Here is a 24,069-nt window from a genome sequence, read left to right on the forward strand (position 1 = left end):
TTGTTGTGAGATTTTAAAGATAAAAGATTAAGCATTATATCATCTAACAATGATAATTAAAAAAGCCACACGATAGGAGTCGTGTGGCTGCGAGGTTTGTTTTTAATTATATATGGCTTAGCATATTTTATTATCCCATATAATAGATATCTTCTGTAATTAGCTCCACTTCCTTTGCTTTTATAACAAGAACTGTAGCATCTATAGCTAATATATATGTTTTTAGTTCATCGTCACTATCTAAATAAAAAACATATTCAAACATAGGATTGTCTTCTAAGCCTAATTCTTTGAGTAATATATTGGTCTTTAATTTCTGGCTTACCTCTTCCACTCCTGTAAATAGAAAACCAGCAGCTATAGATTCTTTTTTTTCTTCATCATACATATTTGCTATCGTAAAGATTTTTTTTGATGCATGATAATATTCTATGGCTTTATGTTTATACATGATAGTTCCTTCTGATAAAAAGGGAAATAGTGGTCTTGCTTTCATGATACTAAATTTTTGATTTTTTCCTGTTGTCTGAACATTTCCCTAAAATTATTATCAACATGATATCCTTCTGCTAATATATTAAATTCGATTTCTCCAATCCGAAATATATAATGTTTCAATAACTCCTCATTAATCTCCATATATTCAGATTCTTTCTCATTATTTTCTTTTATGAATATTTCAACCCAATTACTTTCTTCATTAATCACTAAACAATTTTTTTGTTCCTGAATTTGTATGTTTCTTTGGTACATTTCCAATAAACCATGAAAATAATAGGATTTTAAATTACCATCAGTGATGATTCTTACATCAATTAAATAAAATGTGGGATCCTCATAATCATTAATAACTCTTATCCAATAACTATCCAATGTTAATTGGTTAAATTCTTCTAATACATTATTTTTCATTTGGTAAATAGTTTTTTATTTCTTTTATATGGACTATTTTCTGTTGCTGATTTTTGATTATCATACTTCCGTCTTCCTGCTCAATTAATTTCCATTTTTCAAGCGTAGTGGTTCTTGCTTCTAAACTACCTTTTTCCGGCTTTTTCGTAAACTTACCATTTTCATCCAAATATACAAATATATCCATGTCCGTTCCTTTGGTTGTTGTAGTCATTTTAAAGGTATTTTTAGCCATGAGCTCATCTGGGTGGATATATTCTATTCTAATATTTTCTCTTCCTGCGATTTTATAAGCTGCTAATCGTCGGTGATCCACTGTCCATAATCCTTCTGCATCGTCTGCCATATTATACCATACTTTAATATTATTTGCAGGTAGTGATTTACCCATATACAGGTTGTAGGCATTTTCCAGTACAAAATAGTCACCAGTAGGATTGCTGATGGAAGATTGCATAAATCTGATCCGCTTCACCATAACAATACGTGTTTTGCCGATTGGTAGTTTTCCTGCAGGGGTAATGTCTTCGGTTTGTGTAATTTTAGCTTTGCCTCTCTCGTTGATTGTTCCTTTAGGACTGTGTCGTTTTGTTGGCTGTACCTTACTAAGATCTTCTTCAACTTTAGCTTCATTCTCTTTCTTTATCTTAGAAAGTAGAGGTTCAATTTCTTCTGCGATCCAATCTGCTTTTTCCTGATCGGTAAAGGTAATATCTGCCTCCAACTCATCTACATGGCGGCTAATTGCAGGGTTTTCTTCTAATTCTAATGCATACTTCTCTCGGATAGGTGCACAAGGAGAAGCACAAATATATATTTCTCCTTTTTCCGTTATGGTAACCGTATGTCCTTCATGAGTTTTTGCTTGTCCATAAGATTTTCCATGTTCGGTTTGAATTGGTTTTACATCCTCTTCTTTAATATTGGATTTTCCTTTCTTTTTCATCCAATCTGGACGATAATCCTCAAATCCTTTCTCTATAATTTTTGCTTTCCCTTTACTATACAGTCTTCCTGCTTTAGTATTTTTAATTTTCGCTTTGAAACTTGAGACTTTAGGGCCAAACTTCGGCTTCAATGCTTTAACGATGTTAGTTGCAAGATATCCTAAAGCAATAAATACTCCTATAATAGCCAGTGCAAATCCGCTATTGGCAATACGTTGGTAAGCATATTGCAGACGATCATGACCGGTTTCCACATCATTACTTTCATAATGAGCAGCAGAATTTTCTTCTGAGGATGATTCGTTACCTTGTCCGCCTTCACTGCTTTCTCTTTTTTTCTTAATAGCCTCTCCTTCAATACCATCATCATCAACTGTAAGTATATCATAGATAGATTTTAATATCATACTGCTTTCTGTGGCTAACATTGATAGTAATAATCCTTCTCCTACTGCAGTTGCAAATTCCAATCCTGCCATGATGCCCGGTATAGCTCCAACTCCTCCAAAAAAGGCTCCTACAATACCACCAATTAAAACACTTCCAATCGTGATCCAGCCCGAAAACGTACCAATGACAGTATTTAAAGTCTGCATCCAGGCTAATCCGCCATCAATAGCTTTACTAAAGTTATTATTAGAGATATTGTTCCATATTTCCGGAATAAGTGTCCACAATTTAGGGGCTTCCGTACGAACCGGACCTCCTTCAGCAAAAGGCCACACTAAATACCAGATCATATTTTTCATTTCACCCCACCAATTGCCGGCCATATAAGCTAAAATAGGCTGTAAATGACTCCAAACTCCTGTAATATGTTTTGCTAATGATACTCCGGCCTGCGCAAAGAACTTTTTAAATTGACTGTTCGCTTCTCCAGGTATTTTATCTATGTATGGGGCTATAAATCCGATAACATAATTTTCTAAAATCTTTGGATTATTCCAGATCTCCTGAATTCCGGTAATTAAACTTTTGAAAAGATCGTATTGCTTTTCTATATTAAGGATAAACTCAAGCATTTTAATGATTCCTGAAACAATAATATCAACTGCATCAAGAACAAAATTATATACAGCCTGTAATGCTCCCAGTAAATTATCCACAGTTTCAGCTAAGAAGTCAATAATAGCAACAACTGCTTTTTTGAAGCGTTCAAAGGTTTGGTTTACAAATTTTTCAGCAGCAGCCACGTATTTGTCTATTTTGGCTTTCAATCTATCTCTTATACCAGGGAAGGCTGCGAGAGCAATATCCAGGAAGCCTTTTAGTAATGAAGCAAATCCTTTGATAAAGCCTATAATTGCTTTTCGGGCTAGCTCTAATGCTTCTAAAACTAATTTTTTGGCAGCTTCAAAAATGGCTTTTACAGCTTCACGTAGTTTGGTGAAAATATAATTCAGGGCATCTTTAAGGGCATTGATGAATGCCGAAGCTTTATCAGCAACCCAGCCAAAGAAACCTTTGCTTTCATTTTTCTTTTCTGTCTTTTTCTGCTGTGCTTCTTTGTCGGCAGCCTCTTTTTTCTTGCGTGCATCGTCATTGGCTTTAGTAATATGCCCCTGAGCTTTGGTTTCGCCTTCTGTTTTTTTATTTTTTATAGAGCTTAAAGTTGTTCTGGCCTGATCACCGGATTTTTTTGCAAAATCGGATTCTGTTTTATCAAGCGCATTCTGCCATTCAGTTCTTGATTGATTTACATCTGTCTGCGCATCTTTTACCGATTTTAACTGATGTTGCTGTGATTTATCTTTTTCTTCACCTATTCGTGTCTCGGCCGTTTTTTCCTGTTCCAGCACCTTTTGATTGTGCTCTAATTCGGCTGTTTGGTATTTCTCAGTTTCAGCACCTATTTTAGATTGAATAATAGGTTCAAAATGAGCATTAACACCAGCTTCATCAATATTTTCCAGCTTCAGAGCATTAATAGGCTGTTTTTTAACAGATCTGGAAGTTATTTTTTGTGAAGGTTTAAGAATTTCATCATTTGGCTTTTTGATGATATCATTTTCACCATAATCTTTGTGAATGTCTTTTGCCGCCTGATTCTTTTTGATATTCATATCCTGTGCAGCATCATTTTGTTCAATTGACAGGTGTTCTGTATCTGCTTCTCCGCTAAGGTCTAACCTTGCACTTTGCTGCATGGTGGTTGGGATTGCCGAAGTATTCAGGTTGATGGCATCAAACTGATTTTGAGCCTGTTTTTCAAAGCCTCCGCTTTTCGCTCCTGCTGAGTTAAAAGAGTAATTTACTTTCTTCAACGGATCGTTTTGTGGGAAGGAAATTTCTTTTGATTTTGGTTTTTGAGCTACAGATTTAACTGTTTTTTTGCTTGATTTAGCTGCCGTTTTATTAGGGTTTACTTTACCTTTTGGTTTAGGCTGAGAAAAAGCACTTCCTATTTTTGAATTCACTTTCGGAAGACCGTCTGTTGCCTTTTGGGCCTGACTACTTAAAAGTGCTGTACTATTATTTTGAACAGCATTGAAATCACCAGCCAATTGGGTAGCTGAAGAATTTGACAATTCAGCCAAAGAAATATCTGTATTTCCTTTGCCGGCTGGTTTTTCTTTTTGTTTCGGAGCGCCTTTCTGGTTCTTTTTGTTCTCCTGATAGGCCGCTGCTTGCTCTTGTACTGTTTTGGGCATATAGGTTCCCGATTTGTGATCATGATAATCACGGGCCTGATCTATATTGAGCGTTGTCATATAACCTTTCTCCGTTTCTTTGGTCTCAGGATGATTGATATCGCCGGTTTGCGACAGACTCTCCTGGAGACCGCCATACATGAGTTCTGAGCCTTGATCATAAATGGTTTGTGAACCATGAACGGCTGCAATAGTACCGTTGAGGCCGGTTGAATTACTTTTGGGTGCTGATATTCCGGGTTTAACAGTCGAGTCTTCAGATTTGTTTGTCTGCGTGCCGACTACATCTACCTCGGATAGAGGCATAACCACTTGTTCCTGAGGCCTTTGTTTTTGGCTCTGGTTCTGGTGGGATTTGCTGTCTTTTTCTACAGGATTTGCTGCTTTCATTGACTTGGTTTTTTAATTTCATATTGATGTAAGAAAGCATATGAAACGCAATTGATACTGTGTTTTATATACTTTTGGGAACTGAAAAATCTAACCATATTTGGCTGATTTTTTTTAAAGAATCTGAGTAACCTGAAGTGGAGTTTAGTTTTTTGATGAGAAACAGGTAATACTAAGCACTTCTATTTTTTTACTCTTTTTTGAGTTCTCAGATTTCAAAATTCATTCTTTTTCGGGAGAATTACATACTTTTTGAACGATGGTTTCCGTAGCTGCAGTAAAGTGTTTTTTCAAAAATCTTTTTTACCGCAATATTGATGTACGCACTGTAGTTAAATAATTCCCGATTTAAAATCAATGGGAGAGTATTAAAAAAATAATCCGTTATTACCAGTTGACAAATATGAATTTTTCTTTCCAGGGTAGCTTAATAAGACCCACTCCCCAGGCAAGTTTTTCCATAAGGATGTCTTGTGTTTTTCGTTCTACCGTAAGTGTATAATCATAATCGGTAATCACTAATTTACCCGAGCGTTGAAAAAACTCATTTTGTAATAATGCTGCCGAAGACTTTTTCATTGGTCCCCAGTTGTGTTGAACACTTTCTATTACATTTTTAGCCTGGGTTTTATGTTTGCGTGAAATTTTAATATGCTTGTTAATACTTTGGTTGATTGGAATATTGCATAAGAATTTTTCAAAAATCATATCGTATTCCGGAGCGTTTGTGTTTCCGGTAGCGATGTAATGTAATAAATGGACACATAATTCAGGATCCAGGAGCTGCCCGGTTTCCGGATGCAGAAGATCACAATGCTCAAAAAAGGTTTTGATGAATGGATGTATCAAAACGAGTCCTGCATTTTGAACATATTGCCCGTTCTCGCTTAAATCCTCATGGCTTTCAGTATTTTTTTGCTCAATTGAATCCATCTTTTTCATCAGAGTTTCCGGAGTATCAAGGTTATCAGTTATATTGTTTTTAATGATGTTAAGAATTTCATTTTCTATTATAAAAGGAAATATCTTAGCTGCTGTTTTCCAATGCTGATGGATGCTTTTTGCCTGTGATGACGAAGCCGTTTCTATTTTTGATATTTGTTGTAAAATATATTCCTGAATATTATGATTTGATGAGTTAAAATCTTTTGATAATATATTGAAAACCAATTGCCATATGATAACCCTTTCAGTGTGATTCAGTGCTGATATATATTGTATTGTGTCTATCCCTAAGTCGATTTTTAATTCCCTGTCCTCTAAAATAATCTGACATAATTGCGCAATCTGCTTGTTTGAAAGCTGATTAATTATTCGTTCCTGAACATGTTGTTTTGACAAAACCGGAATCATTCTTTTTCCAAAATTCTTGGTTAGAATCATGGCTTCAAATACAGCTGGCTCCAAAACAGCAATGCTTTTTCCATTCAAATTCCACCAAGGCATAGACCCTTTCTCTAAAAAATAAATAAAAGCCTGAATTACCTTTTCCTGATTGTTTACCAGATATAATTGAGAATCATTTTCCGTTTTTTGATCTGAGCTTACAATAGATTCGGTAATTTCTGATAATTCTTTTTCCAGGTGTTGAACAATCTGATCTTTTAATTCAGAATTTAACAAGCTGTTTTTTACATCCAGATTCAATTCCAGCCGGGGGATTTGCAACGTATGGCCAGCTAAATTATATTCTAAAGTATTGATGTACTTTTCTATTTCCGGAAAAACATCAATAGACAAAAAGCTGTTAATATCCTCTTTTATTCCCAATGCCTTTTCCTTGTTATTAACTGTAATTTCAACAAATACTTTCTGAATGATATGATCCTGCTTCACATTAAATAGATTTTAGTTATACAATACCAATAGTGGTCACATTGTTTTATTTTTGATCGAATTCTCCTCCCCAAAAACCTGCAGGGCATAGGCTTAACTTTGACCTTTGTTTGGCACTCAATCTGCACCCGCATCCTCTGATATATCCATCTTTTGGACCATCTGCAATTTCCAGTGTAGCAGGGTTCATCCATTTTACTGCGTTGCAGTTGTTGCCGTTTTTTAGAGGGCACGCATTACAAATTTCTTCTCTTAAAGAGAAAATAGCTTCTTCGTTTTGATCGGCTACACCCAATTTTGAGCGTAATTCATTGAAATGACCGCCAATGATTTCATTGCGTTTGCCGAAAAGTTTTTTGATATTCATGTGATAAAAGTTTTAAAATTATTAGGGCCAAAATTAGAAGAAGGAAAATCATTTCACGAATTATAAGCCCTCTCTGTTCTGTCTTTGCAGTAAATGATAAAATCATTTCCTAGTCAAGCAGGTTTATAGTTTTTCAGCTATGATCCGGTATTTAAAAGGGATAACTTTTACTGATAAAAAACATACTTGCTGACGAACTCAAATCAGATCATAATCCGGATGGAAGGACGGAAGGATCCCTCTGCTAGATTTTCATTTTTACAATAGAGGTTTAAAGTTTTGGCTGTTAGTGGTTTGTGTGTTTTGTTTTTTTGAGATTTTAAAAAACAGGAAAATTCTATTTACTGCAAAGACAGGTTTGAGGCCCTTAAATATTTGTCTTTTGATTAAGTGTGATTGTATGTTTGCACCATAATAATTAAGAACAGAAATTATGATTAATAAAGTATTAACAGTTTTAAAAAATCAGCTGAATGGTTCCGAAGGATTACAGGACGTTCTAGGCGAAATTACTGTAGTTGATGATATAGCAAAACATGACGGCGAAGCCTCAGGGCTGGACGATAAGGTAGTAATTACTCTGCTCAACGTTGAAGAAGAGTCAACATTGAAAAACATGTCAGGCTATACGAAGAAAAAGATAAGTGAAACTCCACCCCGATATGAAATGAAAATGGAGAGCACTCCGGCTTATTTAAACCTATATGTGATGATTTCTGCTAACAGAGCAACTTACGCCAATGCTCTGGCCAACATTTCAAAAGTTATTGAAGTATTTCAGGCAAAGAATGTAATGGAGTATAAGGATCCTGCAAATAACCATGATAAAGATTTCAGTTTCAGAATAGAATTACATTCCGTTCCGTTCGATCAGCTAAGTTACATCTGGGGATTATTAGGAGGAAAGGTATTGCCTTCTGCTTTATATAAAATCAGTGTAATAAAAATTATGGCGGATGATTTAATCCCTATTGAATTAATTAATGAAGTTAATATAAAAGATATTAAAGTTAATTAATCAAAAAAAAAACTAATAACCATTTAAATTTTTCAAACATGTTAAATTCAACAACACCGGGTGTTTCAGTTGAAGAAATTCCACGACTTCCAAATTCAGTTGCATTAGTTGAATCGGCCGTACCTGCATTTATCGGGTATACTGAGCTAATACCTGCCGGCATTGATAAGCCGCTAAAAATCAATTCTCTTTTGGAATATAGGCAATATTTTGGAAAAGCAAAAAAAGAAAATCTTCAGCTAAAAGATGTTAAAGGTAAAGGAGTAACTGTTGTAGCACCTCAGGTACAGTTTTTAATGTACTATTCGCTTCAAATGTATTTTGCCAATGGCGGCGGCCCATGTTATATTATTTCCGCAGGGACATATCCTTCAACGGGGGAAGTTCTGCTATCTTCACTGAAAGAAGGGTTAAATATGACCGAATCTATAGAAGAGCCCATACTTATTATTCTGCCTGATGCCATCTCGTTAAAAAATGAAGCCGATTTTTACAGTATTTGTAATCTGGCAATTGCCAAAGCAGGGGATGATAAGAAAAACAGATTTGCCATATTAGATACCTATTACGGTAATTTTACAACTCTGTCAAACAATCTTAATACGATTGAAAACTTTAGAAAAGAAGTAGATTCAACCAGTCATGCAGCAGCGTATTTTCCTCATTTGAAAACTATTTTGAATTATACTTTTAATGAAAATGAAGCTACTATAAAACATTCTGGTTTACAAACAACAGGACAAAGCAGCGCTGATTTTTATGCTGGCGAGATTGCTGCTTTAGATGAGTTAAAAAGATTAGCAAGTGATGAAATCTCAAGTGGGTCTGCCAATGCTTTTGTACTTGCCGATTTACTAAGCCAGGCTATTGCCATTGCAGAAGAAGTTAATGAAACAGCAGATATAAAAACGGCTTTAACAGAGGCTATTCATGAGGCCAGAATCGTATTGGAAGCCATATATGACGGTACAATAGATGATTTTGTCATACCTGATGATCTGGACGAAAATGCACCTGTTTTTAGTGGAGAATTTGATACTTTAAAAACAGCAATTCTTAATGTAAAAGATGAAAAAGGAGATGCAAACGGTATCACCCTCAAGAATTTGGAATTATCCAATTCAATACTATACAATCAGGTAAAAAAAGAAATACAGTCGTTAAAAGTGATTTTACCGCCATCATCAGCCATGGCTGGAGTATATGGTAGAGTAGATAGTACCAGAGGATTGTGGAAGGCTCCGGCAAATGTGAGTCTAAATTATGTAATGACTCCTACAGAAAGAGTTTCCGATCAGGAACAATCGGATCTGAATATCCATATTACAGGGAAGTCTATTAATGCTATCAGACCTTTTACCGGAAAAGGCACTTTGGTATGGGGAGCCAGAACTCTGGATGGGACAGATCAAAAAGACGGTAAGGATAATGCATGGAAATATGTACATGTACGCCGCTATTATGATATGATTAAACATTCAATAAGTGAAGCACTGGAAAAGTTTATCAACGAACCCAATACACGCTATACATGGCTGCGGGCAAAAGCTACCATAGAAAATTTTCTTAACCAGCAATGGCTGGATGGTGCATTAGCCGGAAGTACACCGAAAGAAGCTTACGAAGTCTTAATTGACGGAGCCATAGGGACTCATATTATGAATGCAAAAATCAAAATTGCGTTAGTACGTCCGGCAGAGTTTATTGTACTGAATTTTTCACATCAATTACAAGAATTTTAAAATACTCTCAATCACGAATCAACCTTCGAAGTTTTACTTCGAGTAATAATTAATATTAACTTAAAATTTTAACAAATGAATTACAAAACCCCTGGAGCTTACGTGGAGGAACAAGGAACGTTTCCACCTTCCGTAGCACAAGTTGAAACGGCTATTCCTGCTTTCGTTGGATACACTGCAGAAGGGCAAAAAAATAAACCAACGAGAATCTCTTCTATGTTGGAATATGAAGAGCTTTTTGGAAAAGCAAACCCGGAAATCTTCGCTGTAGCGTTCAAGGATGGTGTTGCAACGGCGACGCAGACTCAGGTAAGCGATTTTAAAATGTATTATGCTATGCAAATGTATTTTGCTAATGGTGGCGGTGCTTGTTATATTGTTTCTGTAGGAGATTACAGCGGGACAGTGGCTGTAGGAACTTCCACTACAACAGGAACTCTATTGTATGGTCTTGAACTGCTAAAAAAAGAAGATGAGCCTACGCTTATCGTATTCCCGGATCTTCAAGGTTTAGTTCCTGCTGCTACTGATGTTGCTGCTGCCAGAGCTGCTGTTCAGATTACAGATAATAACAGGATTGGAGCTGCTGCTGCAAAAGATGCTTCTAAAGCCGTTGCAGATGTTGTTGCAGGTGCTAATGTACAGGCTGCTCTTGATGCTGCTGTTGCTAAGGCTGGTACCTACACTATTACCGATCCTAACAATGTAGCTCAGGTTGCTGCTGCTAAGGGTGCTCAGGCAGCTGTAGACGCTGCTAGGGTGGCTGCTGCTGCTAATAATGCTACTGTTGCTACTGTTAAGACTGCTGCTCAGGCTGTTGCAGATGTCCTGAATACAGATCATGCAACTGCTCTAAGTATTGCTGCAACTGCTACTACTACCAACAATTTGGTTACTTCCAGATCCAATAATGATGCTGGTATCAGTTCAGCCTATTCAGTGTACAACAGTGCTTTAGGTCAGGCAGAATCATTAAAAGACAGATTCGTTATCATGGATGTACTTGGAAGTGATGCTACTTTCAGAAATAAAGTAACTGCCACAGGTTTAAAATATGGAGCTGCTTATTATCCAAAATTAAAAACAGTTTTAAGCTATACCTTCAAAGATGCCGATGTTCCGGTTATTGGAGCATCTGGAATTACAAATTTAGCGAATTTGAAGGTTGCTAATTCTGAATTGTATAACCAGGCTAAACAAGCCATTGAGTCTTTACAAGTGGTATTAGCTCCATCATCAGCAATGGCCGGAGCTTATGCTAAAGTAGACAGCACTTCCGGAGTATGGAAGTCACCTGCTAACTTAGGACTTAATCTTGTAGACGGACCTACCGTAAAAATTTCTACTAAAGATCAGGATTTGCTTAACGTAGATGCGACATCTGGAAAATCAATTAACGCGATCCGAACTTTTACAGGAAAAGGAACATTGGTTTGGGGAGCGAGAACTTTAGACGGAAACAGCAATGAATGGAGATATGTGTCTGTACGTCGTTTCTTTAACATGGTAGAAGAATCTGTGAAGAAAGCTACAGAACGTTTCGTTTTTGAATCCAATACAGCCAATACATGGGTTCGTGTACAAACGATGATCGAAAATTTCCTTAACGAACAATGGAGAGACGGTGCATTGGCAGGAAGCAAGCCTGAAGATGCCTACTATGTAAGTGTTGGTCTTAATAAGACGATGTCTGCTCAGGATATTTTAGAAGGAAGAATGAACATCGAGATCGGTATGGCTGCAGTACGTCCTGCTGAGTTTATTGTGTTACGTTTTTCACACAAGCTTCAAGAATCATAAAATAAATTAATAACAACGAATAAATATAAATAAAATTATGAGTACATATCCATTAGTAAAATTTGCCTTTGAAGTAGATTGGGGAGGAACCAAAGTAGGATTCCAGGAAGTAAGCGGCTTAAATGCAGAAACAGCTTTAATTGAATACAGACATGGCGCAAGCCCTGATTTCAGCAAAATTAAGATGCCGGGAATAACAAGCTACAGCAACATCACCTTTAAAAGAGGAACTTTCAAAAGTGATAACGAATACTTTGAGTGGTTCAAGACCATTCAGCTGAATACAGTAGCGCGCAGATCTATTACCATTTCTCTATTAGACGAGAATGGAGAGCCTGCAGTAACGTGGAAAGTGAAAAATGCATTCCCGCTTAAATTACAGTCAACAGATCTGAAAGCTGAAGGTAATGAGGTAGCAGTTGAAACTTTAGAAATCGCACACGAGGGATTAACTATTGAAAATAACTAATATTAACTTTAAATTTTTTTAAAAATGAATTACAAAACACCTGGAGCCTACATAGAGGAAATTGCAAAATTCCCGCCATCAGTAGCACAAGTAGAAACGGCCATTCCTGCTTTTATCGGATATACAGCAGAAGGACCAAAAAATGAACCAACAAGAATTGCTTCTATGTTGGAATATGAGACCACTTTCGGAAAAGCAAAACCTGAGGCTTTTAAAATTACTTCCACTGCAGGAACTCTTAGAGCAGATGTAACGCTAAGCCCTTTTAAAATGTACTACGCTATGCAAATGTACTTTGCCAATGGTGGCGGACCTTGTTATATCGTTTCTGTAGGAGCAGCAGGTTATCCTGCCGGAGTAGATCGTGATGATTTAGAAGAAGGGCTTGCTACGCTTGAAAAAGAAGACGAACCTACTCTTATTGTTTTCCCGGACGTTGAAGCTTTAGGTAATAATGCATATCAGTTATACGGACTTGCTTTAGACCAGGCAGAATTATTAAAAGACAGATTTGTCATTATGGATGTTGTGGGTAACGGAGATACCGCAGTGGCTGATTTTAGAGAATATTTAGGATCAGGGCCAAGCGGCCAGCGTTTAAAATATGGAGCTGCTTATTATCCAAAATTAGAAACAGTCTTAACTTATGCTTTTAACGATGCAGACGTTTCTGTTATGAGCATTCCTAATGTGCTGAACCTGGCAGATTTGAAATCAAAAAATTCAGATCTGTATAATCAGGCTAAAAAAGCGATTGAATCTAAACGTGTCGTATTGACTCCATCCTCAGCAATGGCCGGAGCTTACGCTAAAGTAGACAGTACTTCCGGAGTATGGAAAGCTCCTGCCAACATTTCTCTTAACAATGTAGTAGAGCCTACCGTAAAAATTTCTCAGGAAGAGCAGAATGGTCTTAACGTAGATGCAGCATCTGGAAAATCAATTAACGCGATCCGAACTTTTACAGGAAAAGGAACATTGGTTTGGGGAGCGAGAACTTTAGACGGAAACAGCAATGAATGGAGATATGTGTCTGTACGTCGTTTCTTCAACATGGTAGAAGAATCCGTGAAGAAAGCCACAGAACGTTTCGTTTTTGAATCCAATACAGCCAATACATGGATCCGTGTACAAACGATGATCGAAAATTTCCTTAACGAACAATGGAGAGACGGTGCATTGGCAGGAAGCAAGCCTGAAGATGCCTACTATGTAAGTGTTGGTCTTAATAAGACGATGTCTGCTCAGGATATTTTAGAAGGAAGAATGAACATCGAGATCGGTATGGCTGCAGTACGTCCTGCTGAGTTTATTGTGTTACGTTTTTCACACAAGCTTCAAGAATCATAAAATAAATTAATAACAACGAATAAATATAAATAAAATTATGAGTACATATCCATTAGTAAAATTTGCCTTTGAAGTAGATTGGGGAGGAACCAAAGTAGGATTCCAGGAAGTAAGCGGCTTAAATGCAGAAACAGCTTTAATTGAATACAGACATGGCGCAAGCCCTGATTTCAGCAAAATTAAGATGCCGGGAATAACAAGCTACAGCAACATCACCTTTAAAAGAGGAACTTTCAAAAGTGATAACGAATACTTTGAGTGGTTCAAGACCATTCAGCTGAATACAGTAGCGCGCAGATCTATTACCATTTCTCTATTAGACGAGAACGGAGAACCTGCAGTAACGTGGAAAGTGAAAAATGCATTCCCGCTTAAGTTACAGTCAACAGATCTGAAAGCTGAAGGTAATGAGGTAGCAGTTGAGACCTTAGAGATTGCACATGAAGGATTAACCATTGAAAATAACTAATCATGGCTGTTTTATATCCTCCAACCAGTTTCTCTTTTATTGTTAACGGGATTTCAACAACAGAGGGTATTGACTCCAGATTTCAGTCTATATCTGGTTTATCAACAGAAATTGGGACTGAAGAATATGCCGAAGGAGGTGAAAACAGATTCACTCATCAACTTCCTTTGAGACCAAAATACCCTAATCTAGTTCTTAAGCGTGGGCTAATCGTAAGTTCCGGGTTGATAAGCTGGTGTAGAAATGCGATGGAAAACTTCGAATTTGAACCCAGAAATCTGATTATTACTCTTTCGGGAGGGCTTCAGTCTACGGCACCTTTAATGGTTTGGAATGTAGTTGGTGCATATCCGGTAAAATGGGAAGTTTCAGAATTCAATGCGGAAGAAAGCAAACTTGCTATTGAAACAATAGAACTGAAATATAGATATTTCACAATACCCTCATCGTTAGCAAGCCTGGGCTTGTAATTTCTCAATCAAATCTAAGCATTTGAAAGTGTGTTAGGGTAAAGATCACTTTTTAGCAAAATCTTTTTCTATAAAAAATGACAGATTGGTCTATCACCAAGCCTGAACACCCCTTTCATGTGCTTAGATTTTTAAAAAAAATATGTTAAATCATTGATTGTTAATGTTTTGAATGTTAATGATTGATTAAAAACGAATGAAATGCCAATAGAAATAAAAGAACTCCACATTAAAATTAATGTGGACGAAAAAGCAGCAACAGAGACTACTAAAACACCTGTAGATGAATCGCAGATTATGCGGGCTATAAGTGAAAGCGTGGAACAAGTAGTAAATATTGAACAACGTAAAAAAGAAAGATAATGGGAGGTGAAATTATAAAAGTTAAGATAGGAACTTACAAGGATAATGGCTATAAAAGTATAATCGATAGTGATGCTTTTGTAGCGCTTATTAACCCGACAGGTTTTTCTTTTACCCGGAAAATTGAATATAATACGACACAAGAAACCGGAGCAAGTGGAACTAATTCAAAGTATGTAAAAACACCACCGCAATCCTTACAATTGGAGTTTTTATTTGATGGTACCGGAGTAACAGAAGCATATACAGGTAATAAACTTATCAATACGATAAAGAACAAAAAATTCACTCATGACACCGTTACGGCTCAATTGAATCGTTTTTATGAAGCAACAGGAGATTTTAAAGGCCCGATTCATAAGCCATACAATGTGATTATTATCTGGGGAAAATTTGAGTTTAAAGGAGCTCTTACTGAATTTACGGTAGATTATAAGATGTTTAATAAAGATGGAACTCCATTAAGAGCGATAGGTAAGGCAACCTTTGTAGAAGGAATTAGCCAGGAGCTTATAGCACAAAAAGACAAAAAATCTTCTCCCGATTTAACGCACAAAAGAACAGTACAGGCAGGAGATACCTTACCATTAATGACCGAGAAAATTTACGGAGATTCCAAATATTACCTGGAAGTAGCCAAAGTAAATGGCCTCATCAATTTTAGACAATTAATCCCGGGACAGGAGCTGTACTTTCCGCCATTAGAAAAAGTCTCATAATATGAATAATAGCGGATATATACAAACAGTAAAAAATCCAGATCTAATTACCTATAAGGTAATGTCCGGAGGCACAGAGTTGCCTGGCAAGTACGGGGTGAAAAGTATTGTAGTGGAAAAAGAAGTAAACAGAATTCCCTACGCCCGCATTGTTATTTTAGACGGAAGTGCACCGGAACAGGACTTCAAATTAAGTAATGAAGATTTGTTAATTCCCGGAAAAGAAATTGAGATCACTGCCGGATACCATTCTGAAGAAGAAACCATTTTTAAAGGAGTGGTTGTAAAGCATAATATAAAAGTGAGAAACGGCTCTTCTTACCTCATCATAGAATGCAGAGATAAGGCTGTAAAAATGACCTTAGGAAGAAAAAGCAAATATTTCTACGACAGTAAAGACAGTGATATCATTGAAGAACTGATCGGTAACAGCGGAGCATCAGCCGATGTAGAAGCAACAACCAATACTCATAAAGAACTCATACAATACCGTGCTTCTGATTGGGATTTTATGCTGACCAGAGCACAGGCCAACGGTAAACTTTGTTTTGTTGACAACGGAACCATCAAAGTAGCTAAACCTGATTTTAGTGGAGAAACTGTGGAAACTGTGGTCTACGGCTCATCCGTACATGAATTTGACGGAGAGATAGATGCCAGAGATCAATTCAATAAAATTACCGCTAAAACATGGAGCTATACCGATCAGGAACTTACAGAAGTGGAAGCCCAGGATCCGGCCATTAATCTCAATGGAAATCTTTCTTCCGGTGATTTAGCTAATGTTTTTGGAATTGAAGATTTGCAGCTTAGACATGGCGGAAATATAACCCAGGGTGAGCTGCAGGAATGGGGAGATGCCAAAGCAACTTTTCAGCAGTTAGCAAAGACAAGAGGAAGAGTAAAATTCCAGGGAATCCCATCTGTTAAACCAGGGGTTTCATTAACACTACAGGGAGTAGGAAACCGATTTAACGGGAAAATATACGTAACAGGGGTTCGTCATGAGATTGCTGATGGAAACTGGCTGGTAGACGCTCAATTCGGGCTTTCTCCAACATGGTTTTCAGAGACATATGATATAAGCGAAATGCCTGGTTCCGGGATTATTCCTTCCATAAGCGGGCTTCAGGTGGGGGTTGTATCACAATTAGAATCTGATCCGGATGGAGAAGATCGAATTTTAGTACAAATACCGATCATTAATGCCGAAGAAGAAGGAATCTGGTCAAGAGTAGCTACCCTTGATGCAGGAGAAAACAGAGGGTCGTTTTTCAGGCCGGAAATCGGGGATGAAGTCATCATCGGATTCATTAATGATGATCCCAATGATGCGGTGGTACTGGGGATGTTAAACAGTAGTGCAAAACCAGCTCCTATTGTAGCTTCTGATGATAATAACGAAAAGGGCTTTGTAACCCGAAGCGAAATGAAAATGATTTTTAATGATGATAAAATTTCATACACCCTGGAAACACCGGCAGGTAAAAAACTGATTGTAGATGAAGATGCCGATGTTATTAAAATTGAAGATGATCATTCCAATGTTTTAACCCTTAATAGTGACGGTATTACGATGCAGAGTGCAGGGGATATTAAAATCAAAGCCTCAGGGGATATCAATATGGAAGGAACTAACATCAATATAAAAGCAAGTGCCCAATTGAAGGCAGAAGGGAGTTCAGGTTCAGAACTTAAATCAGGAGCAGTAACGGTTGTTAAAGGATCTCAAGTTAAAATCAATTAATCATCATGAAACCGGCAGCAAGAATTACAGATATGCATACCTGTCCTATGGTGACGGGAAATGTACCGCATGTAGGCGGCCCCATCATTCCGGCAGGAGAACCTACCGTACTTATTGGAGGGATGCCCGCGGCACGAGTGGGAGACAAAGCAGTATGTACAGGCCCGTTAGACACCATTGCTTCAGGATCTTCAAGTGTCTTGATAGGTGGAAAACCCGCTGCAAGGATGGGAGACTCTACCGCTCATGGAGGTGTGATAACCGCAGGAGAAGCTACTGTTTTGATAGGAGGATGATAGGTAAAGATGGCTTTTGATACAGATAGGAGCCGTCATTGATATGTGATCTGACTAAAAGTATGATGTAAAACATCCATAACAAAACAGTTACAATAACTAAAACTCTATGTTACAGAAGCAAGATGTTACAATTAAATATAATACCAATAACGTATGAAAATAAATACAGATTTTTTAGGAATAGGCTGGAGTTTCCCGCCTGAGTTTAATGAGACCGAAGGAAAACTGGCAATGACCACAGATGTAGAGGACATCAATAACAGTCTTATTATTTTATTGTCAACACGTCCGGGTGAACGTGTCATGTTCCCTAATTACGGATGTGATCTGCAAGAAATGTTATTTAAACCTCTGGACTTAACGCTCATTACTCAAATGAAAGGAATCATTGAGCGCGCTATTTTATATCATGAGCCTAGAATAAACATTCTAAGTATTGAAATTGATACTAAAGACGAACTTCAGGGAGAAGTTTTGATACAAATTGACTACGAAGTAAGAAATACTAATACAAGAAGCAATATTGTTTTTCCTTTTTACAAAGGAGAAGCTACCGAAATATAATGAATTACGGGATGTCTGTAGCCATTTTAAATACTACCAAACACTACATAAGTATTGCATCTGACCATAGAAAGATAAATATAAACAAATGAAAAAAACAGATACATTTTCACATTATCGTGAAGGAAAATCACAAATGCAGCGCTTTTTAGCAGAACTAGATCCGGGCAATCTTGAATTACACGATTTCGATTTGTTTGATTGGCTATTATTTGCAAACAATTTTGCCAGAAGTGTGCATTATTTTGATAAAGATGATAATACAACACCAAAAAGAAAGTGGGGGAACTTCTTCTTTGGTGATGATACCCATGCTATTCCGCGCAGAGAAAGCGTTGAATATAAAAGTATGAAAAAACAGGTTACAGATCTTATTTCCCAGTTTGAACAAGACAGCAACTTGACTCCCCACCTGACCTTATTTGTCTGTTTTATAAAATTATTGGATTTCTCAAAAAAAGCCTTCAATAATTTAACGAAAAGGCATTTGGATTTCTATTATAGTGAAATTCTTCAAATCGAGAAAAATGATGCCCAGTCGGATAAAGTCTACATAATTTTTGAATTGGCAAAAAAAGCACTTCAGGAAAGAATTTCAGACGGTACACTGCTGGATGGCGGTAAAGACATTAATGGGAAAAAGCGCATTTACAAAACAGGAGAAGAGCTTGTAGCCAATCAGGCAAAAGTTGTGGAAATCAAAAGCCTTTTGAATGATGTTAAAAAAAGAGAACTAAAAATGGCGCCGGTAGCAAACTCTGCCAATGGTATTGGAGATAAATTGCCGGAAGACAGCAATTATTGGTGGCCGTTCGGGTATAACTCTGATGAAACAAATTCAGAGAGATCCATGTATAAAGATCTTCCAAAAGCTAAACTGGGCTTTTCTGTAGCATCGTCATTATTTGATTTAAAAGAAGGTGAAAGAACAATCACTCTTACAATAGATTTTAATAAGAACTCAACTCAAAAATTAGAGAAAATTTCAAAAAAAGATATTGAAAATAATATAAAAGTACTTTGTAGTGGAGAAAAAGAATGGCTATCAGGCATTGTTTTACAATGTAACAGAAACGAAGAAGAGCAATTAGAACTTTCTTTTACATTACCTAAAGATTTCCCTGCTGTTGTAAAATACAATAAAGAAACGCTGGCAGAAACATTTGAAACCAGTTTCCCGATTGTAAGATTCATGATCGAGGGAGAGAAGTACTATGATATTTATGAAGCACTTTCAGAAAAACTAATCAAAAACATTGAAATAGCGGTTGATGTAAAAGGGGTAAAATCTGTTCAGATTGAAAATGACAGTGCCACCTTAAATTCGGAGAAACCATATTATCCATTCACCGCACAGCCCGTTAAAGGATCTAATTTCTATATTAAATGTGCTGAAATGTTTTCTAAGAAATGGCAAAATGCAGACATTACCATCAATTGGAAAAATGCTCCTGATTCAATAAAAGATCTATACAACGGCTATATCATTCAGCCTAATCAAAATATCAGTTTACAGGATTTTGAAGCACTGAGAACCCCGTCAGTTGTAAGTTCTGATGCCTATTTTAAAGCAGATACAGCTTTGCTGGAAAAAGAAATATGGTATGCCAAAGCCAGTAATATCGATTTATTTAAAAAAGCTGATGGGACTTACAAAACCCAGTTTTCTATACTTAATTCAAGTAATGAAGCCGGCACAGGTGAGTCTATCCGGTTAACATTGAAACAGTCTTCATTACAGGATGTATACCCTAAATTGTATACCCTGGCATTATCAAGCAGCCCGGGAAGTAAAAAACTCATTCCCAACGAACCTTACATCCCTTTTGCTGAAGATATAGAACTCAATTATAGCGCAAAGGAAAATGTATATTCATATTTAGATAAAAGTTCTGATGATATAGCTTCAAAAAGCAAAGGAGTACAATTATACCATGAAGATGCATTCGGGCAATACGAAAAAGAAATTGACACTAAAAGTATTGTACCCGTACACCAAAACGGAGGTGAATTATACATCGGCCTGGAAGCAATGCCTAAAACAACCGTTTCGCTATTGATCCAAATGCTGGAAGGAAGTGAAAACCCATTAGTGGATACTTTCCAGGAAAAAGAATTTATAGAATGGCATATCCTATCCAATAACATATGGACAAGTCTATCAGATTATATGCTGAAAAATGAAACCAGAAAATTCCTGGAATCGGGGATTGTAAAGTTTAAAATTCCTAAAGACGTTAGTACAAACCACACAAGGTTTACCAGCGGATTAGTCTGGATAAGAGCCAAATCGAAGAGAAGTTATGATGCGGTATGTAAAATTCAGGGAATATATACCCAGGCTGTTTTGGCCACCTTCCAGAATCAGGATAATGATCTGTCTCATCTCAATAACGGATTAGAAGCAAATACCATTACTAAACTTATTACCAGAGTTCCTCAGGTAAAAGCGGTGAGCCAGCCTTATAATTCGTTTGGTGGTAAATACAAAGAAACAGATACGGAGTTTTACAGACGCGTGAGTGAACGATTAAGACATAAACACAGAGCCATTACCCAATGGGACTACGAACAGCTGGTTTTACAAGAGTTTCCGGAAGTTTTCAAAGTAAAATGCTTAAATCATACTTCTGAAATCTCCTATATGGCTCCGGGTCATGTAACCCTGATGGTGGTGCCTAATATTAAAAATAAAAATGCATTTGATGTGTATCAGCCCAGAGTAAGCAGGGCGAGTCTGAATAGAATTCAAAATTATGTCAATGAATTAAATACGATGCATGTTAAAGCTCAGGTTATTAACCCCAATTATAAAGAAGCAAAAGTAGAAACAAAGGTGAAATTCTTTGAGCAGTATGACGAAGCATTTTATACCAGACAATTGGATGAAGATATTAAAAAATATATATCACCTTGGGCTTTTACAGAATCTAAAGATATTGATTTTAATGTAGAATTGAATGTTAATCAGTTGATTAATTATCTGGAGCAGCTGTATTATGTAGATTACATTGATGAGATCAAAATATTAGTGAATAATGTTTTACAGAAACAATCTTTAATCGAAGTAGATCCAAAATCAATACTGGTATCTGCCAAGCAGCACCAGGTTACGATTACAGAACAAGTATGTATTTAATAATAAATAAGAATAAAACATAATCATGTCAGAAAATAAACACATTAATATATCAAAAAATATAGAAACCGGGGATCAGACTGATTTTCATTTTCTACGTAAAACAGGAGTTGAATACATCGAAAAGTTAGGAGGGAAACTCTGGACCGATTATAACTCTCATGATCCCGGTATTACCACTTTGGAAGTTTTAAGCTATGCCATAACAGATCTTGGCATGAGAATGAACCTGAACATGGAAGATATTTTGTCTTCAACAGAGATAGATAAAGATATTCATACACAATTTCTAAAGGCAACAGAAATTTTGCCTTCAAGGCCTCTCAATGAACTTGATTATAGAAAACTGTTTATAGATATTAATCTGGTGGCGGGTCATAAAAGACCTATCCGTAACTGTTGGCTGGTTCCTAAAAATGAAAAACTGTACGTTGATTGTAAAACAGGAAAGCTGGACTTTAAACCTATCGGAGAAAAAACACAGGACTTTAACGTAAAAGGACTTTATGATCTTTATGTAGATTATGCCGAAGATATTGATGCCGAAGGCAGCGGATGCGAAAAATCCAATGTCAATATAACAATATTAGACCGTTACCATGCCAATAGAAGTCTTTGCGAAGATCTAGCTGAAATTAAAGAAATCGAAACCCAAAAAGTGGCTGTGTGTGCCCGTATCGGACTTGTAAACAAAGCTGATGAAGAGCTGGTACATGCTAAAGTAATTAAAGCAATCAATAATTATCTGTCCCCTGAGGTTCATTTTTATTCACTGAAGCAAATGCTTGAAAAAGGGTTCACTACAGATCAGATCTTTGAAGGCCCTCTTTTAGATAATGGTTTTATCGATACTGAAGAACTCAAAAACAGTCAGTTAAGAAGAGAAGTTCGTCTTTCAGATATCATCAGTGAAATTATGAAAATTGATGGAATTAAAGAAATTCACGAAATTTCTATTGCAGGCTGTGATAGTGTGATCAAACAAACCAATGATTGGTTGATCTGCATTGAAAAAGGCAAAAAACCGGAACTGTGCGAGCTAAGTTCATTCAGCTACAGCAAAGGTTCACTTCCTTTGAATATCAATGACAAAAAAGTTCAGGAGTACTTGGAAACACTCAAAAAAGAAGAAGAAGTACTTAGAGATGACGCCAGACAAAATAAAGAATTGATCTTGCCACAGGGAACTCCATATGATATAGCGAACTACGCTACTATTTTAAATGAATTCCCGGATACTTACGGAGTTGGCGAAGCAGGAATTATTGGAAATCAATCTCCGGAGAGAGAAGCCTTGGCCAAACAGCTGAAAGGGTATTTGCTATTTTTTGATCAGGTCCTTGCCAGCTATTTCAAACACCTTGAAAAAGTAAAAGAAGTATTAAGTGTTAACGGTGATTTAAAAAGAACTTATTTTACACAGGCTCTTAAGAATATCAAAGGTTTTGATGAATTGGTTTCAGATTATATTACCAATGATGATGACGAACTTACAGATTCATTGTATGAGGAATTGGATAACAGCGTAGAACGCCGAAATGAAGTTTTAGATCATCTGATCTCTCGTTTTGCCGAAACATTCAGTGACTATACGTTCTTAATGAAATCATTGTATGGAAAATCTGCCGATGAAATTGTTTTAAGTAACAAAGAAAGCTTCTTAAACGAATATACCTCCCTAAGTAAAGATCGTGGATTAGGTTACAATTACACTTTGTTTTCGGATGCAGATATTTGGAATACCAATAATATTTCCGGTGTACAAAAAAGAATAGCCCGTTTGTTGGGAATTAAAAATTATACCCAGAGAAATTTATCTCAGACTCCGGTATCCATCATTAAAACAGAAAATACGGAGGGTAAAGCAAGCTATACCTGGAAAATAAAAGATGCCGAGAGCAATATTATCCTGTCATCTGTAAATACTTATCAGATTGAATATGCTGCCACCAAAAACCTTAATGAAGCAATTTATCAGATGATTCAGATAGATCAGGAAGATCTTGAAAATGCTTTGGATGAACTGGAAGCAGGTAAAGATGGTTTAATCGGAAATATGGTAATTCGTTTTTCTTTAGGAGGTAACTACTATGTTGAAATTCTGGATGATAGTGATGAACCAAAGGTGATTGCTACTCACAAAAAGACCAATCCTTACATAACGCTGAAGGAATTGAGAAAAGGTATTATTAAAACGGTGAATTATTTTAAATATGATTTTACCGAAGAGGGAATTTTCCTTGTTGAGCATCTGTTATTAAAACCAACCACTAAAGACTATAAACTCATGGGTGGTATTGGTTGCATGTCTATAGAAGGCACATTCAGAGTAATGTATGACCTCGATGAAAAAGACCCTGCAGTAGATCCGATAAAATATTCGGAAGCCTTTATGTCTTCCTGTGAAGAAGACTGCGAAACAGATGTTTTTGATCCGTACTCTTACCGGGTAAGTATCGTTCTTCCTGGTTTTGCCTATCGTTTTCAGGATCCTGATTTCAGACGCTATGCAGAAACAGTGATCAGACAGGAGATTCCGGCCCATGTTTTAGCAAAAATTTGCTGGGTTGGAGACCGATTGAGCGAAAAACAAACCGCTCAGAATGACTTGTCTGAATTTGAAGTTGCCTTTAAAAAATACCTTTCGGATAAATCGAAAAATAATATTATCAACTTAGGAAACAGTATTCAGGACTTACTGACCGCTCTTACCAATCTGAACAATATTTATCGACCGGGAAGACTCTTAGACTGTGCAGCAGATGATAATGACAGTTTAGACGGAAAAATCATATTAGGACAATCAAATATATAAAA

At 36.6% G+C, this 24,069-nt stretch carries 19 protein-coding genes; 14 read left to right on the forward strand and 5 right to left on the reverse strand.

The features are described 5' to 3' along the window. Positions 1 to 130: 130 nt before the first annotated feature. The 5 genes from F3J23_RS14390 to F3J23_RS14410 form a co-directional block, all read right to left on the reverse strand. Positions 131 to 496 carry a hypothetical protein gene (locus F3J23_RS14390; protein ID WP_167030326.1) on the reverse strand — a complete coding sequence of 122 codons (366 nt, stop codon included), beginning with the start codon at positions 494 to 496 and terminating at the stop codon, positions 131 to 133. Then, the gene (locus tag F3J23_RS14395; protein ID WP_167030329.1) at positions 493 to 912 is read right to left on the reverse strand and encodes a hypothetical protein; all 420 of its coding nucleotides are present in this window, start codon (positions 910 to 912) and stop codon (positions 493 to 495) included. The genes F3J23_RS14390 and F3J23_RS14395 overlap by 4 nt, the downstream gene beginning before the upstream one ends. Next, on the reverse strand, positions 902 to 4,900 hold the full coding sequence (locus tag F3J23_RS14400) for a DUF6861 domain-containing protein (RefSeq protein WP_167030332.1): 3,999 nt from the start codon (positions 4,898 to 4,900) through the stop codon (positions 902 to 904). The genes F3J23_RS14395 and F3J23_RS14400 overlap by 11 nt, the downstream gene beginning before the upstream one ends. A gap of 387 nt (positions 4,901 to 5,287) precedes the next feature. After that, positions 5,288 to 6,736, reverse strand: a complete 1,449-nt coding sequence (locus F3J23_RS14405) for a contractile injection system tape measure protein (RefSeq protein ID WP_167030334.1) — start codon at positions 6,734 to 6,736, stop codon at positions 5,288 to 5,290. A 46-nt stretch (positions 6,737 to 6,782) separates the two neighbouring features. Further along, positions 6,783 to 7,103 (reverse strand): hypothetical protein, encoded by a 321-nt coding sequence (locus F3J23_RS14410; RefSeq protein WP_167030337.1) that lies wholly within the window; start codon positions 7,101 to 7,103, stop codon positions 6,783 to 6,785. Between the two features lie 433 nt (positions 7,104 to 7,536). Here F3J23_RS14410 and F3J23_RS14415 point away from each other — a divergent pair, with 433 nt between their 5' ends. From F3J23_RS14415 to F3J23_RS14480, 14 genes are all read left to right on the forward strand, one after another. Beyond that, positions 7,537 to 8,121, forward strand: coding sequence for a DUF4255 domain-containing protein (locus F3J23_RS14415; RefSeq protein ID WP_167030340.1), 585 nt, complete (start codon positions 7,537 to 7,539; stop codon positions 8,119 to 8,121). A 38-nt stretch (positions 8,122 to 8,159) separates the two neighbouring features. Beyond that, a complete protein-coding gene (locus tag F3J23_RS14420) occupies positions 8,160 to 9,863 on the forward strand; it encodes a phage tail sheath family protein (protein ID WP_167030343.1) in 1,704 nt (567 codons plus the stop codon). A gap of 75 nt (positions 9,864 to 9,938) precedes the next feature. Continuing rightward, positions 9,939 to 11,663 carry a phage tail sheath family protein gene (locus tag F3J23_RS14425; RefSeq protein ID WP_167030346.1) on the forward strand — a complete coding sequence of 575 codons (1,725 nt, stop codon included), beginning with the start codon at positions 9,939 to 9,941 and terminating at the stop codon, positions 11,661 to 11,663. Between the two features lie 37 nt (positions 11,664 to 11,700). Continuing rightward, positions 11,701 to 12,132 carry a phage tail protein gene (locus F3J23_RS14430; RefSeq protein WP_167030349.1) on the forward strand — a complete coding sequence of 144 codons (432 nt, stop codon included), beginning with the start codon at positions 11,701 to 11,703 and terminating at the stop codon, positions 12,130 to 12,132. Positions 12,133 to 12,156: 24 nt separating this feature from the next. Then, positions 12,157 to 13,482 carry a phage tail sheath family protein gene (locus F3J23_RS14435; RefSeq protein ID WP_167030352.1) on the forward strand — a complete coding sequence of 442 codons (1,326 nt, stop codon included), beginning with the start codon at positions 12,157 to 12,159 and terminating at the stop codon, positions 13,480 to 13,482. Positions 13,483 to 13,519: 37 nt separating this feature from the next. Beyond that, the gene (locus tag F3J23_RS14440) at positions 13,520 to 13,951 is read left to right on the forward strand and encodes a phage tail protein (protein WP_167030349.1); all 432 of its coding nucleotides are present in this window, start codon (positions 13,520 to 13,522) and stop codon (positions 13,949 to 13,951) included. A gap of 2 nt (positions 13,952 to 13,953) precedes the next feature. Beyond that, a complete protein-coding gene (locus F3J23_RS14445; RefSeq protein WP_167030355.1) occupies positions 13,954 to 14,421 on the forward strand; it encodes a phage tail protein in 468 nt (155 codons plus the stop codon). Between the two features lie 201 nt (positions 14,422 to 14,622). Next, positions 14,623 to 14,784: a DUF5908 family protein gene (locus F3J23_RS14450; protein ID WP_167030358.1), complete on the forward strand. Its 162-nt coding sequence runs from the start codon at positions 14,623 to 14,625 to the stop codon at positions 14,782 to 14,784. After that, positions 14,784 to 15,503, forward strand: a complete 720-nt coding sequence (locus F3J23_RS14455; protein WP_167030362.1) for a CIS tube protein — start codon at positions 14,784 to 14,786, stop codon at positions 15,501 to 15,503. Before F3J23_RS14450 ends, F3J23_RS14455 begins: the two co-directional genes overlap by 1 nt. 1 nt (position 15,504) lies before the next feature. Then, positions 15,505 to 17,250 carry a type VI secretion system tip protein VgrG gene (gene vgrG / locus F3J23_RS14460; RefSeq protein WP_167030365.1) on the forward strand — a complete coding sequence of 582 codons (1,746 nt, stop codon included), beginning with the start codon at positions 15,505 to 15,507 and terminating at the stop codon, positions 17,248 to 17,250. Positions 17,251 to 17,255: 5 nt separating this feature from the next. After that, positions 17,256 to 17,546 (forward strand): PAAR domain-containing protein, encoded by a 291-nt coding sequence (locus F3J23_RS14465; protein WP_194303860.1) that lies wholly within the window; start codon positions 17,256 to 17,258, stop codon positions 17,544 to 17,546. A 156-nt stretch (positions 17,547 to 17,702) separates the two neighbouring features. Then, the gene (locus F3J23_RS14470; protein WP_167030368.1) at positions 17,703 to 18,113 is read left to right on the forward strand and encodes a GPW/gp25 family protein; all 411 of its coding nucleotides are present in this window, start codon (positions 17,703 to 17,705) and stop codon (positions 18,111 to 18,113) included. A gap of 88 nt (positions 18,114 to 18,201) precedes the next feature. Next, positions 18,202 to 21,252, forward strand: coding sequence for a baseplate J/gp47 family protein (locus tag F3J23_RS14475; protein ID WP_167030370.1), 3,051 nt, complete (start codon positions 18,202 to 18,204; stop codon positions 21,250 to 21,252). A 25-nt stretch (positions 21,253 to 21,277) separates the two neighbouring features. Then, positions 21,278 to 24,067 carry a hypothetical protein gene (locus F3J23_RS14480; RefSeq protein ID WP_167030373.1) on the forward strand — a complete coding sequence of 930 codons (2,790 nt, stop codon included), beginning with the start codon at positions 21,278 to 21,280 and terminating at the stop codon, positions 24,065 to 24,067. The last annotated feature ends 2 nt before the right edge of the window (positions 24,068 to 24,069 follow it).

It is taken from the genome of Chryseobacterium sp. Tr-659, from assembly GCF_011752975.1.
Taxonomy (GTDB): domain Bacteria; phylum Bacteroidota; class Bacteroidia; order Flavobacteriales; family Weeksellaceae; genus Chryseobacterium.